The 13,502-nt window shown below is 71.8% G+C and carries 12 protein-coding genes; 8 read left to right on the top strand and 4 right to left on the bottom strand.

The annotated features are described in order from the left end of the window. Positions 1-20 precede the first annotated feature (20 nt). The 4 genes from AC1PMG_RS19750 to purH all read right to left on the bottom strand — a co-directional run bounded on the left by AC1PMG_RS19750 (position 21) and on the right by purH (position 5,203). Positions 21-698 carry a uracil-DNA glycosylase family protein gene (locus tag AC1PMG_RS19750; RefSeq protein WP_481109981.1) on the bottom strand — a complete coding sequence of 226 codons (678 nt, stop codon included), beginning with the start codon at positions 696-698 and terminating at the stop codon, positions 21-23. A 453-nt stretch (positions 699-1,151) separates the two neighbouring features. Further along, positions 1,152-2,441, bottom strand: coding sequence for a phosphoribosylamine--glycine ligase (gene purD / locus AC1PMG_RS19745; protein ID WP_481109980.1), 1,290 nt, complete (start codon positions 2,439-2,441; stop codon positions 1,152-1,154). Between the two features lie 303 nt (positions 2,442-2,744). Next, positions 2,745-3,608, bottom strand: coding sequence for a hypothetical protein (locus AC1PMG_RS19740; protein ID WP_481109979.1), 864 nt, complete (start codon positions 3,606-3,608; stop codon positions 2,745-2,747). Between the two features lie 11 nt (positions 3,609-3,619). Then, positions 3,620-5,203 carry a bifunctional phosphoribosylaminoimidazolecarboxamide formyltransferase/IMP cyclohydrolase gene (purH, locus tag AC1PMG_RS19735; protein ID WP_481109978.1) on the bottom strand — a complete coding sequence of 528 codons (1,584 nt, stop codon included), beginning with the start codon at positions 5,201-5,203 and terminating at the stop codon, positions 3,620-3,622. A 246-nt stretch (positions 5,204-5,449) separates the two neighbouring features. On the opposite strand from purH, the gene AC1PMG_RS19730 reads away from it, so the two are divergent. The 8 genes from AC1PMG_RS19730 to AC1PMG_RS19695 all read left to right on the top strand — a co-directional run bounded on the left by AC1PMG_RS19730 (position 5,450) and on the right by AC1PMG_RS19695 (position 13,386). Continuing rightward, positions 5,450-6,064, top strand: a complete 615-nt coding sequence (locus AC1PMG_RS19730) for a CDP-alcohol phosphatidyltransferase family protein (protein ID WP_481109977.1) — start codon at positions 5,450-5,452, stop codon at positions 6,062-6,064. 65 nt (positions 6,065-6,129) lie between these two features. Beyond that, a complete protein-coding gene (locus AC1PMG_RS19725) occupies positions 6,130-7,884 on the top strand; it encodes a bifunctional alpha/beta hydrolase/class I SAM-dependent methyltransferase (protein ID WP_481109976.1) in 1,755 nt (584 codons plus the stop codon). Next, positions 7,881-9,218, top strand: a complete 1,338-nt coding sequence (locus tag AC1PMG_RS19720; protein WP_481109975.1) for a phosphatase PAP2/dual specificity phosphatase family protein — start codon at positions 7,881-7,883, stop codon at positions 9,216-9,218. The genes AC1PMG_RS19725 and AC1PMG_RS19720 overlap by 4 nt, the downstream gene beginning before the upstream one ends. Continuing rightward, positions 9,215-9,664, top strand: coding sequence for a hypothetical protein (locus AC1PMG_RS19715; RefSeq protein WP_481109974.1), 450 nt, complete (start codon positions 9,215-9,217; stop codon positions 9,662-9,664). The genes AC1PMG_RS19720 and AC1PMG_RS19715 overlap by 4 nt, the downstream gene beginning before the upstream one ends. Next, a complete protein-coding gene (locus AC1PMG_RS19710) occupies positions 9,661-11,133 on the top strand; it encodes a TIGR04222 domain-containing membrane protein (protein ID WP_481109973.1) in 1,473 nt (490 codons plus the stop codon). Before AC1PMG_RS19715 ends, AC1PMG_RS19710 begins: the two co-directional genes overlap by 4 nt. After that, positions 11,133-11,786 (top strand): CDP-alcohol phosphatidyltransferase family protein, encoded by a 654-nt coding sequence (locus tag AC1PMG_RS19705; RefSeq protein WP_481109972.1) that lies wholly within the window; start codon positions 11,133-11,135, stop codon positions 11,784-11,786. The genes AC1PMG_RS19710 and AC1PMG_RS19705 overlap by 1 nt, the downstream gene beginning before the upstream one ends. After that, on the top strand, positions 11,783-12,415 hold the full coding sequence (locus tag AC1PMG_RS19700; RefSeq protein ID WP_017909397.1) for a lysophospholipid acyltransferase family protein: 633 nt from the start codon (positions 11,783-11,785) through the stop codon (positions 12,413-12,415). Before AC1PMG_RS19705 ends, AC1PMG_RS19700 begins: the two co-directional genes overlap by 4 nt. Next, entirely contained in the window at positions 12,412-13,386 is a 975-nt protein-coding gene (locus AC1PMG_RS19695; RefSeq protein ID WP_481109971.1) for a phosphatidate cytidylyltransferase, read from the top strand. Before AC1PMG_RS19700 ends, AC1PMG_RS19695 begins: the two co-directional genes overlap by 4 nt. Positions 13,387-13,502 lie beyond the last annotated feature (116 nt).

Here is a 13,502-nt window from a genome sequence, read left to right as displayed (position 1 = left end):
GGGTGGATGCACGCGGGCGCTCAGACCCCCAGTTGCCGCAGCCGGGCGTCCAGCAGTGCCGGGAAGCGCTTGTACCAGGTCTGATTGAGTGGCGAGGGGTGCGGCAGCGGGTGCAGCACCACGCGGCGGCTGCGGCGGCCGTCCTCGCTGTGCAGCTCGACCTTGGTCTGCGCCTGGAAGCGGTCCTCGCGCGCCCAGAACGCCTCCAGCGCCGCACGCACCTCGCGCGGCTGGTCGATGCCGAACCACAGGAAGGCCTCGCGGCCGAGGGTGAGGATGGCATCGCCGCGCCACTGTTCGAGCAGCAGGCGCCGCATCAGCGAGTGGAAGCGCCGCTTCACCGGCATCGACCAGGCCTTGTTGCCCACCGGCTTGTACGGCACGGTGTTGAGCCAGAAGGCGACGCGGCCGGCCTCGAGCCCGGCGGCGAAATCGGGCATCTCGTCGCCGTGGTGCAGGTGTCGGTACAGCGCTTTGCGCACCAGTTGGCCGCCGCTGCCGACGAAGGGTTCGCCGTGCTCCACCTCGCTGCGGCCCGGGTCGCGACCGAGGATGCACACCTTCGCATCGCGGCGGCCCAGGCCGATGATGGGATCGAGCGGATCCTTGCCGCAGGCGGCGTAGGCCGCAGTGTCGATGCCATCGGTCTGCGCGGCGAGCGCGCGGAAGCGGGTGCGGAGGGTGGGGGAGAGGGCCATGGGCATGCGCGAAGCGGTAGAGGATCCAGGCTAGCGCAGGCCCGATGGAGAGTGCGTGGGCGCATTCGCAGGAGCGGCTTCAGCCGCGACCGGCGTTCCCGGCCATGCCCCTGTCGCGGCTGAAGCCGGTCCTACAGGGAGTGGATCGGGTGTCCTTGTGGGAGGGACTTCAGTCCCGACGCCGGAGAGCGTCAGCCGGTTTTGGGCTTCGCTCGTCGCGGCTGAAGCCGCTCCTACAGGGAGTGGATCGGTGTCCTTGTGGGAGGGACTTCAGTCCCGACGCCGGGTAGTGTCAGCCGGCTTTGGGCTTCGTTCGTCGCGGCTGAAGCCGCTCCTACAGGGAGTGGATCGGGTGCCTTGTGGGAGGGACTTCAGTCCCGACGAGCGAGGGTGTCAGCCGTGCTTTGGGCTTCGCTCGTCGCGGCTGAAGCCGCTCCTGCCCGTGGCGACGTGCTACGCCCCCTGCTCGCGCGCGATCGCACGCCAGCCGATGTCGCGGCGGTGGAATTCGCTGGCCCAGTGAATCCGCTCCACGCCGGTGTAGGCGTGCCGCTGCGCCTCGGCCACGCTGTCGCCCAGCGCCGCCACGCACAGCACGCGGCCGCCGGCGCTGAGCACGCGGCCCTGCGCGTCCAGCGTGGTGCCGGCATGGAACACCTTGGCGTTGGCCGGCACCGTGTCCAGGCCGGTGATCGCTTCGCCGGTGACCGGGGTTTCCGGATACGGCGCCGCCGCCAGCACCACGCCCAGCGACGGGCGCGGATCCCACTGCGCCTCGGTGGCGTGCAGGCGTTCGTCGAGCGCGGCCTCGAGCAGGTCGAGCAGGTCCGACTGCAGGCGCAGCATCACCGGCTGCGTTTCCGGGTCGCCGAAGCGCACGTTGAACTCGATCACCTTCGGCGCGCCGCTGGCGTCGATCATCAGCCCGGCGTAGAGGAAACCGGTGAACGGCACGCCGTCGTCGCGCATGCCGCGCACGGTCGGCTCGACCACCTCGCGCATCACCCGCGCGTGTACCTCCGGCGTCACCACCGGCGCCGGCGAGTACGCGCCCATGCCGCCGGTGTTGGGGCCGGTGTCGCCGTCGCCGACGCGCTTGTGGTCCTGGCTGGTGGCCATCGGCAGCGCGGTGTAGCCGTCGACCATGGAGATGAAGCTGGCTTCCTCGCCGTCGAGGAATTCCTCGATCACCACGCGCGCACCGGCGTCGCCGAAGGCGTTGCCGGACAGCATGTCGCGTACCGCGGCCTCGGCCTCGTCCAGCGACATCGCCACGATCACGCCCTTGCCGGCGGCCAGGCCGTCGGCCTTGATCACGATCGGCGCGCCCTTGTCGCGGACGTAGGCCAGCGCGGTCTCGACCTCGGTGTGTACGGCGTAGAACGCGGTGGGAATGCCGTGGCGCTGCAGGAAATCCTTGGCGTAGGCCTTGCTGCCTTCCAGCTGCGCGGCGGCGGCGCTGGGGCCGAAGATGCGCAGCCCGGCGGCGCGGAAGCGGTCGACCACGCCCAGCACCAGCGGCACTTCCGGGCCGACCACGGTCAGCGCCACGCCTTCGTCCCGGGCCAGCGCCAGCAGCCCGTCGAGGTCGTTGACCTTGACCGGCACGTTGCGGCACTTGGCCTCGCCGGCGGTGCCGGCATTGCCGGGCGCCACCAGCACTTCGTCGACACGGGGGGACTGGGCCAGCTTCCAGGCCAGGGCGTGTTCGCGGCCGCCGGAGCCGATGACGAGCAGTTTCATGGTGTTGAATTGTCCATTCCAAGAAAGAGGAGAAGCGCCAACTTGAAGAGGAAGCCTAGCCAGATTTCGAGCTTGCGCAGGCTTTCAGTAGTTTCTGTGGGATTGCCCCGACGATCGGTACAGCGAAGTTTGCGATTTCCTGCCATTGCCAGTTCCCGCGAAGGTCTGACTAGACAAGCTAAACATCTCTCGGGAGCAATCAACGGACGCGCATTGTAAAAATCCCAATTACAGGAAGCGTGCTCGAAGCACTCCTTGCGAATCGCGAGGTCATTGCCGCCGGGTCGTGACGGCGCGCGCGCCTCACGTGCAGCCTTCGCGCTGCAGCGCCTCGGGGAAATGGTAGGTCCAGGTCTTCGCGTCCAGCGCGAAGCGGTGGCTGCGCTGCACCGGGCGCTGGCCGCACTCCGTGCCGGTTTCCTCGATCAGCAGCGGCCAGACGCGGGCCGCGTGGTCGCGGTCGTCGAAGCGCAGGGCGAAGTCGATGGCGAACTGGCCGGCCTTGCAGTCCGCGGCCGCATCGGCGGCATCGCAGTCGGCGGCGGCGCTGTTGTCGATGTGGCTGCGCACGCTGCCTGCGTCCACCAGGCCCTTGGGGCCGGGCAGGATCAGGGTCTGCGACTGCAGCGCGTAGCCCTGGCCGAACCAGCCGTCTTCCACGCGGAACCCGTAGAAATCGCTGCCGGCGCGGACGATGCCGACCTCGCCGGGCTGGCCCTGGCTGCCGTAGGTGCCGCCGGTGCGCTCGGCGGCGACGGCGAAGCCCTGGCCCTCCGGGCGCAGCACGTAGAAGTCGATGGTGCCCGGTTCGGGGTGGCCGGCGTCGCGCAGCGCGCCGCACACCGCCAGCAACTGCTGCCAGCCGTCGCCGGTGACCACCGGCTGTTCGGCGCAGACCTGCCAGTCCACCGCATGGCTATCGCCCCCCTGGGTCCATTGCCCCGGCCAATGCCCGGCCAGCGTCGCGGCGCTGCCGTAGCGTTGCTGCAGGAACGTCTGCAGGCGCGCGGTGCGGCTGACGTGCGCGGGCGCGGCGGCGCTGGCGGGCGCGCCCGCAGGTGCGGCGCTGGGCGCGGGGGGCGCGGCCGGCGTGCAACCGCCCAGCACGAGGGCGACGGCCACGGCCAGCACGGCGAGCGGACGCGGCACGACAGCGGACAGGCGCATCGCTGCAGACCTCAGTGGCGGAAGTGGCGCACGCCGGTGAACACCATGGCGATGCCGTGCTCGTCGGCCGCGGCGATCACCTCGGCGTCGCGCATCGAACCGCCCGGCTGGATCACCGCCTTGATGCCGGCCGCGGCGGCCGCGTCGATGCCGTCGCGGAACGGGAAGAACGCATCGGAAGCCATCACCGAGCCTTCCACGGCCAGGCCGGCGTCGGTGGCCTTGATCCCGGCGATGCGCGCCGAGTACACCCGGCTCATCTGCCCGGCGCCGACGCCGATGGTGCGGTGGTCCTTGGCATAGACGATGGCGTTGGACTTGACGTACTTGGCCACCTTCCACGCGAACAGCAGGTCGTCGAACTGCGCCTCGGTCGGCGCCAGCCGGGTCACCACCTTCAGCGCATCGCGCGGCACCACGTGGGCGTCGCTGGTCTGCAGCAGGATGCCGGAGCCGACCCGCTTGCTGTCGATGCCGTAGGCGCCGTCGCCGGCGGGGATGCGCAGCACGCGCACATTGGCCTTCTTCTTGGCGTACTCCAGCGCGGCGTCGTCGTAGTCGGGGGCGATCAGCACTTCGACGAACTGGCGGTCCAGGATCGCCTGCGCGGTGGCCGCGTCCAGCGTGCGGTTGAAGGCGATGATGCCGCCGAAGGCGCTGGTCGGGTCGGTGGCGTAGGCCAGTTCGTAGGCATCGCCGCAGCCGGCGCCGACCGCCACGCCGCACGGGTTGGCGTGCTTGACGATGACGCAGGCCGGCGCGTCGAACTGGCGCACGCATTCCCAGGCCGCATCGCTGTCGGCGATGTTGTTGTAGGACAGCTCCTTGCCCTGCAGCTGGGTGAAGGTGGCCAGGGTGCCGGGCGTGGGGAAGAGGTCGCGGTAGAACGCGGCCTGCTGGTGCGGGTTCTCGCCGTAGCGCAGTTCCATCACCTTGACGAAGCTGGAGTTCATCTGCGCCGGGAACGCGCTGCGCGTCGGCACCGCGGCATCGCTGGCGGTGACCGCGGACAGGTAGTTGCTGATCGCCGCGTCGTACTGGGCGACGCGGTTGAACGCGGCCACGGCCAGGGCGAAGCGCTTGGCCGCCGACAGCCGGCCGTCGTTGGCCTCCAGTTCGGCCAGCAGTTCGGCGTACTGCGCCGGGTCGGTGGCCACGGCCACGCGGGCGAAGTTCTTGGCCGCCGAGCGCAGCATCGCCGGGCCGCCGATGTCGATGTTCTCCACAGCGTCGGCGAGCGTGCAGTCGGCCTTCGCGGTGACCGCCTCGAACGGATACAGGTTGAGCACCAGCAGGTCGATCGCGGCGATGCCGTGCTCGGCCATCACCGCATCGTCGGTGCCGGCGCGGCCGAGCAGGCCGCCGTGCACCAGCGGGTGCAGGGTCTTGACCCGGCCGTCCATCATTTCCGGGAAGCCGGTCAGTTCGGACACGTCCTTCACCCCCAGCCCGGCCTCGCGCAGGGCCTTGGCGGTGCCGCCGGTGGACAGCAGTTCGACGTTGCGCGCGGCCAGCGCGCGGGCCAGGTCGATCAGGCCGGTCTTGTCGGAAACGGACAGCAGCGCCCGGCGCACGGGCAGGAAATCGGAGGACATGGGGCAGGGCGGGGGCAGCGGAACGGGCCGCCATTGTAGGCGCTGAGGCCCGCCGACGCCCGGCCGGCCGTGCCCACGGGCCGGCGGATCGCGTGCGCGGCGGTGCCGGCACACGGTGCGCGCGCCCCGCCGTGGCGCCGCGCGCGGACCGTGCAGAACACCTGCGCCGTGGCTTCGGCCGCGCGCGCAGCCACTGCGATGCACTAGGCTGTCGCCGCCCCCGCCCTCGCCGTCAGGACCACGCGCGTGTCGATCTATGCCCTCAAAGGACGTTTCCAGGACCTGCTGCGGCCGGGCGTGCGCGTGCTGGACCGGCTTGGCGTCACCGCCAACCAGGTGACGGCGGCCGCGGCGCTGGTGTCGCTGCTGGTCGCCGCGGTGGTGTACGCGCAAGGCGCGGCGCAGCCGCTGTGGTACGCGCTGCTGCCGCTGTGGATGCTGCTGCGGATGGCCTTGAACGCGGTGGACGGCATGCTGGCGCGCGAGTTCGGCCAGCAGTCGCGGCTGGGCGCCTACCTCAACGAACTATGCGACGTGATCGCCGATGCGGCGCTGTACCTGAGCCTGCTGAGCGTGCCGGGCGTAATGGGCGGCTGGGTGTGGCTGATGGTGCTGACCGCGGCGCTGACCGAGTATGCCGGGGTGCTGGGGCTGATGGTCGGCGCCAGCCGCCGTTACGATGGGCCGATGGGCAAGAGCGACCGCGCCTTCTGCGTCGGCGTGCTGGGGCTGCTGTTGGCCTGCGGGTTGCCCGGCGCACCAGCCGTCAATGGCTTCGCTGGGGTGGTGGCGTTCCTGTGCGTGTCGACGACGGTGCGCCGCGTCGCGGCCGGACTGCGCGAAGCGGACGCGCGCGACTGAGCGGGTGCGGCCGTCGTGGCCGCGGGAACCCAATGGATTCATGGCAGACAGGGAATCGGCAACGGATGCGGCAGGTCAACGAAAGCGAATTCGCCAGTTTCGACGGCACACGAGTGTTCTACCGGCATTGGCCGGCCACGACGCCGGCGGCGCCGCCGCGGGCGGTGGTGCTGCTGCACCGTGGCCACGAGCATTCCGGGCGGGTCATGCACCTGGCCGAGGAACTGGGCCTGGACGAGTGCGCGCTGTTCGCCTGGGATGCGCGCGGCAACGGCCGCTCGCCCGGCGCGCGCGGCGACGCGCCCGGCTTCCCGGCGCTGGTGCGCGACCTGGACCGCTTCGTCGCGCACATCGGCGAGGTCCACGGCATCGCCGTGCAGGACATCGTGGTGGTGGCGCAGAGCGTGGGCGCGGTGGTCGCCAGCACCTGGGTGCACGACTACGCGCCGCCGCTGCGCGCGCTGGTGCTGGCCTCGCCGGCGTTCAAGGTCAAGCTGTACGTGCCGTTCGCGCGGCCCGGGCTGGCCCTGATGCAGAAGCTGCGCGGCAACTTCTTCGTCAACAGCTACGTCAAGCCGCAGTGGCTGACCCACGATCCGGCGCGGGTCGAAAGCTATCGCAACGATCCGCTGATCACCCGGCCGATCTCGGTGCGGGTGTTGTTGGGGCTGTACGCGGCGGCCGACCGCGTGGTCGGCGATGCGCAGGCGATCACCGTGCCGGTGCAGCTGCTGGTGTCCGGCAGCGATTTCGTGGTGCACCGCGGCCCGCAGGACCGCTTCTACGAGCGCCTGTCCTCGCCGGTGAAGGAGCGCCACCTGCTGCCCGGTTTCTTCCACGACACGCTGGGCGAGCGCGATCGCGCGCCGGCGCTGGCGCAGATCCGTCGCTTCGTGCGCGAGCGCTTCGCCGAGGAACCGGCACTGCCCAGCCTGCGCCACGCGCACCGCCGCGGGCCGACCTTCGAGGAAGCCGAGCGCCTGGCCTGGCCGCCGGAACGCTACAGCCTGCAGGACCTGCGCTGGCGCGGCGTGCGCGCCGGCCTGCGCCTGGGCGGGCAGCTCTCCGAAGGCATCGCCCTCGGCCTGCAGACCGGTTTCGATTCCGGCAGCACGCTGGACTACATCTACCGCGACCAGGCTGCCGGGCGCGGCCCGCTGGGGCGGATGATCGACCGCAACTACCTGGATGCGATCGGCTGGCGCGGCATCCGCGTGCGTCGCCAGCATCTGCATGAGCTGCTGGGCCTGGCGATGCAGCGGCTGCGTGCCGCCGGCCTGCCGGTGCGCGCGCTGGATATCGCCGCCGGCCACGGCCGCTACGTGCTCGAAGCGCTGGCCGGCGGCAGCCAGCGCGCCGACGCGATCCTGCTGCGCGATTTCAGCCCCTTGAACGTGGCGCAGGGCCGCGCGCTGATCGCCACGCTCGGCGCCACCGACATCGCCCGCTTCGAGCAGGGCGATGCCTTCGACCGCGACGCGCTAGCCGCGCTGCAGCCGCGGCCGACCCTGGCGGTGGTATCCGGCCTGTACGAACTGTTCCCGGACAACGACCAGGTGCTGCGCTCGCTGCAGGGCGTGGCCGCGGCGGTGGAACCGGGCGGCTACCTGGCCTACACCGGCCAGCCCTGGCATCCGCAGCTGGAATTCATCGCCCGCGCGCTGACCAGCCACCGCGGCGGCGCGGCCTGGGTGATGCGCCGGCGCACCCAGCAGGAGATGGACGAACTGGTGCGCGCGGCCGGCTTCCGCAAGCTGGAGCAGCGCATCGACGAATGGGGCATCTTCACCGTGTCGCTGGCGCAGCGGATCGCGCCATGAGCGCCGCGGCCGCGCGGCCGTGGCGGCGGGCGCTGGCCTGGCTGGCGCTGCTGGGGCCGTTCTTCTTCCTCAGCTACGGCCTGGCCAACACGCTGGCCGCGCGTCGCGCCGCCGTGCCGTCGCTGCCGTTCGCCTGGGAAACCCAGATCCCGTTCTGGCCGTGGACCATCGTCCCGTACTGGTCGATCGACCTGTTCTACGCGATCTCGTTCTTCGTCTGCCGCACGCGCGCCGAACTGGACACGCATGCGCGGCGCCTGCTCACCGCGCAGGTGCTGGCGGTGGGCTGCTTCCTGCTGTGGCCGCTGCGCTTCAGTTTCGAGCGGCCGCCGACCGAGGGCGTGTTCGGCTGGCTGTTCGCGGTGCTGCTCGGCTTCGACAAGCCGTTCAACCAGGCGCCGTCGCTGCACATCGTGCTGCTGGTGGTGCTGTGGGTGCGCTATGCGCAGCACCTGCACGGGCTGGCGCGGCTGGCCCTGCACGGCTGGTTCGCGCTGATCGGGCTGTCGGTGCTGACCACCTACCAGCATCATTTCCTCGACGTGCCCACCGGCCTGGCCGCCGGCTGGCTGTGCGTATGGCTGTGGCCGGAGCGCATCGCTGCGCCGTGGCGCGCCGCGGCACCGGCGCGCGATCCGCGGCGTTGGCGCCTGGCTGCGCTGTACCTGCTCGGCAGCGCGGCCTGCGTGGCCGCCGCACGCGCGCTCGGTGGCGCCGGCTGGTGGCTGCTGTGGCCGGCGCTGTCGCTGCTGCTGGTGGCGCTCAGTTACGCGCTGCTCGGCCCGCTGGGCCTGCAGAAACGCGACGACGGCCGCCTGAGCCTGGCCGCGCGCTGGCTGTACGCGCCGTACCTGGCCGCCGCCTGGCTCAACTCGCGTGCCTGGACCTGGCGCGATCCGGCGCCGCGCGAGATCGCCGACGGCGTCTGGCTCGGGCGCATGCCCGGCCGCGGCGAGCGCACGCGCTTCGCCGCGGTGGTCGACGTCAGCGCGGAACTGTCGTTGCGCCCGGCGCAGGCGCACGACCGCGTGGTGCCGATGCTGGACCTGGTGGCGCCCCCGGCGGCGGCCTTGCGCGCGGCCGCCGACGCGATCGCGACGGCGCGCACGCATGGCGCGGTGCTGGCCTGCTGTGCGCTGGGCTATTCGCGCAGCGCGGCCGCGGTCGCCACCTGGCTGCTGCGCAGCGGCCGTGCCGCCACGCTGGACGACGCGCTGGCGCTGTTGCGGACCCGCGCGCCACGCATCGTGCTGGGACCGGCGCAGCGTGCCGCCATCGCCGCCGCCTGCACTGCACCGCCGGCGCCACTGCAGGCGCAGGAGCTGCCGGCATGAGCACGCCGCTGGAACTGCGCACGATGGCGGCGATGCTGCGCCAGGGGGCGCCGCTGGATCGGCTGTCGCTGCTGTTGCTCGCGGTGACGGTGGCGCTGGCGGCGTGGTACGCCAGCGGCGGCGCGCTGCTTGCGGTGGTCTGGTGCGGCGTCGCCGCGTTGGCGGGCCTGTTGCAGCGCTACTGGGCGGCGCGGGTTGGCCTGGACGTGGCGCTGCTTGAAGCGGTGCTGGCCGAACCGGACCTGCAACGCGCCGGCGCCGACCTGGACGCGGCCCTGCAGCGGCTGGGCCTGTTGCGCACGCTGCCGCCGCCGCGCGAATGGCTGGCGCGCTGGCAGGGCATGCGCCGCCTGCTGCGGCGGCAGCTGCTGTGCTTCGCCTTGCAGGTGCTGGCCTTGGTGCTGGCGCTGTGCATGGCGCCGGCCGGCTGGGAGGCGATGCGATGACGCCGACGTCCACGCCGCTGCGGCCGGCCGCGGCCGATCCCAACCACGCGGCCTTGTGGCAGCGTCTGCAGGCCGACGGCTTCGGCGAGGGCGAGACGGCGTTGGCGGCGTTCGAGCGTCGCGTCGCCGAGGAGGCGGGCGTGTCGCCGGCGCTGGCCACGCAACTTGTCGAAGAGTACCGGCGTTTCTGCTTCCTGGCCTGCGTCGCCGGCGAGGAGATCACGCCGAGTCCGCTGGTCGACCAGGCTTGGCACGCGCATCTCACCGACACCCGCGAGTACTGGCAGCGGTTCTGTCCGCAGGTCCTGCGCCGCACCCTGCACCACCATCCAGGGCGCGGCGACCCGGCCGACGCCGCGCGCTTCCAGGCCCAGTACGCGGCCACCCTGGCGCAGTACCGGCACTACTTCGGCGAGCCGCCAACGGCGTGCTGGCCGGCGCCGGCGGGCACGCGGCCGCCCGCGCCGGCAATGCGCCAGGCGCGCACGCGCCGCACCGCGGCCACGCGCGGCGGCATCGCCCTGTGGGGCTGGATGTTGGGCGTGGCGCTGCTGTTCGCGGTGCTATGGCAGGGCAACGGCCCGCACTCGCCGCTGCACTGGCCCGGACCGCCGTTCCTGCTGCTGTTCCTGGCCGGCATCGGCCTGGCCTGGAGCCTGGGCGCGCGCCTGCGCCTGGCGGTGCGCGGACTGCGCCGCGCGGCGCTCGACGCGCCGCTCGACGCCACCGAACTGGCGTATTTGGCCGGCGGCAGCGAGCGCGTCGCCGACCAGCAGCTGGCCCTGCTGCTGGCGGCCGGCGCGGTGCGCCTGCAGGCGGAGCCGCACGTGCGCCGCCAGGCGCGGCTGCAGTCCACCACGGTCGCGGTACCACCTGCGCTGCAACGCGCGCTCGCGATCGTGCGCGCGCACCCGCAGTTGCAGCAGGCGCTGGCCGCATTGCAGCGCGATGCCGCGCCGCTGCGGCGGGCACTGGTCGCCAAGGGGCTGTGGCTGGGCCACGGGCAGGCGCTGAGCGCCCGCCTGTTCGGCGCCGCGCCGTTGCTGGCGCTGTGGACCCTGGGCGTGATGAAGGTGCGGATCGGCCTGCAGTTGCAGCGTCCGATCGGCTTCCTGGTGGCGGCGATGGTGGTGGTCGCGGTCGTTGCGCTCGGCTTCCTGCTCACGCCGCCACGGCGCAGCGTCGCCGGCGACGCGCTGCTGGCCGAGCGCGATGCGGCCTGGCGCGACGGCGTCGCCGCGCCCTCGCTGGCGCCCGGTTCGCATCTCGCGCTGCCGCTGGCCCTGGCCGGCACCAGTGTGCTGATGACCACGCCCTGGGCCGATTACCACGCTTTGCGTTCGCCGCTGCCCAACGGTGCTGGCTGTAGCGCTTCGACCAGCAGTTGCGGTGGCGGTGGCGGCAGCAGCGATGGGGGCGGCAGCAGTTGCGGCGGTGGTGGCTGCGGCGGCTGTGGAGGCGGCGACTGATGGCCGCTTCGACCTGGCAGGCGCGGAGGGCGCAATGGCGGGCGCGCCTGGGGCTGGCCTTGCGCGCGCGCGGGGCCACGCCCAACGGCGTGTCCTGGACTGGACTGGCGTGCGCGGTGCTGGCCGCGCTGATGTTCGCCCTGGCCTGGCGCGAGCCGCCGGTCAATGCCGCCGCCCTGCTGGTGCTGGCGGCGCTGGCGCTGCAGGCGCGGCTGCTGTGCAACCGCCTGGACGGGCTGCTGGCGCAGCAGGCGCAGATGATCGGCCGTGCCGGTGCGGTGTACAACGAGGCGCCGGACCGGTTGTCGGACGTGGCGGTGTGCCTGGGCGTGGGCTATGGCCTGCAGCCGGTGCTGGGCATCGGCGCGGAACTGGGCTGGGCCGCTGCGCTGGTGTGCGTGGGCACCGCCTACGTGCGCATGCTCGGCCTGGCCTGCGCGGTGCGCGAACCGTTGCAGGGGCCGATGGCGCGCGTGCAGCGCATGCATTGGCTGTCGCTGGCCGCGTTGGCGGCGGCCGCTGCATTGCTGCTGCAGCACGCCACACTGGCCTACATGCTTCTTGCCGTGGCGCTGGCGCTGCTGATCGCCGCCGCCGCCCTGACCATCGTGATTCGCGTGCGCGCCATCGTGCGCGAACTGGAGTGGAAATGATCGCCCGTCTGATCGCCCGCGGCTGCAGTGCCGCGATCCGTCTGCTCACCGGCGCACGTGCGCTGTGGCGCGGCTGCATGCCGTCCAGCGAGCGCCGCGTGTACTACGGCAACCACGCCAGCCACGGCGATTTCGTGCTGATCTGGTCGTCGTTGCCGGCAGCGCTGCGACGCGAGGTGCGGCCGGTGGCGGCGGCCGACTACTGGCAGCGCGACGCGTTGCGCCGCTACCTGATCCACGCGGTGTTCAACGGTGTGCTGATCGAGCGCGATCCGCAGCAGCGCCAGCGCGATCCGATCGCCTGCCTGTGCGAGGCGGTCGACGGCGGCGGCTCGCTGATCCTGTTTCCCGAAGGTACCCGCAATACCGAGGAGGGGCTGCTGCCGTTCAAGAGCGGTCTCTATCACCTGGCGCGGCAGCGTCCGGAACTGGAGTTCGTGCCGGTGTGGATCGACAACCTCAAGCGGGTGATGCCCAAGGGCAAATGGCTGCCGTTGCCGTTGCTGTGCACCACCACCTTCGGCGAACCGCTGCGGCTGGGCGCCGGCGAGGACAAGCAGGCGTTCCTCGATCGCGCGCGCGCGGCCTTGTTGGCGCTGGCGCCGGAGCAGGCGGAGGCCGCCCGATGAATCCGATCGCGCTGAGCGAACACCTGCAGCAATCCTCGCTGCGGCAACAGACGGTGTGGCTGTTCCTGGGCATCGCCACGGTGCTGGTGGTGGCCACGCTGATCGCCGAGACCCTGCGCTGGCGCGCGCGCGAACGGCCCAGTGCGGTGCTGGACAACCTGGTGGCGCGGATCCGCGCCTGGTGGGTGATGGCGGCGGTGGTGGCGCTGGCGTTCGCCTTCGGCCGGTTGGGCGTGATCGTGCTGTTCGCGCTGGTGTCGCTGTTCGCGCTGCGCGAGTTCATCACCCTCACGCCCACCCGGCGCGGCGACTACTACGCGCTGCTGGCCGCGTTCTACGTGGTGCTGCCGTGGCAGTACTGGCTGGTGTGGAGCGACTGGTACGGCCTGTACACGCTGCTGATCCCGGTCTACGCGTTCCTGGTGCTGCCGATCCTGTCCACCATCGGCGGCGACACCACGCGCTACCTGGAGCGCACCGCCAAGGTGCAGTGGGGGCTGATGATCAGCGTGTTCTGCATCTCGCACGTGCCGGCGCTGCTGAACCTGCGCATTCCCGGCTACGAGGACCGCAACCTGCTGCTGTTCGCGTTCCTGGTGATCGTGGTGCAGTCCTCCGACGTGCTGCAGTACGTGTGGGGCAAGCTGCTGGGCCGGCACCTGATCGCGCCCAAGCTGTCGCCGTCCAAGACCGTGGAAGGCTTCGTCGGCGGCATCCTCTCGGCCAGCCTGCTGGGCGCGGCGCTGTGGTGGATCACCCCGTTCTCGCCGCTGCAGGCGTTCGCGCTGGCGCTGGTCGCCAACCTGATGGGCTTCTTCGGCGGCCTGGTGATGTCGGCGATCAAGCGCGACCGCGGCATCAAGGACTGGGGCCACATGATCGAAGGCCACGGCGGGGTGCTCGATCGCTTGGACTCGGTGTGTTTTGCGGCGCCGGTGTTCTTCCACCTGATCCGCTATGGATGGGTGTGAGGGGCGGGGAGTGGGGATGGTGGGATTGGGGATTGGGGATTGGTTGGAGCGTCGCGCGGTGCGCGTGTTGCGCCTGCGTAGGAGCGGCTTCAGCCGCGATGCTTTACCGAGAGCGC

This window comes from Xanthomonas sp. NCPPB 2250, assembly GCF_056725265.1.
Note: the sequence above shows the minus strand (reverse complement) of the source record. Positions and strands in the feature narration are given on the sequence as shown.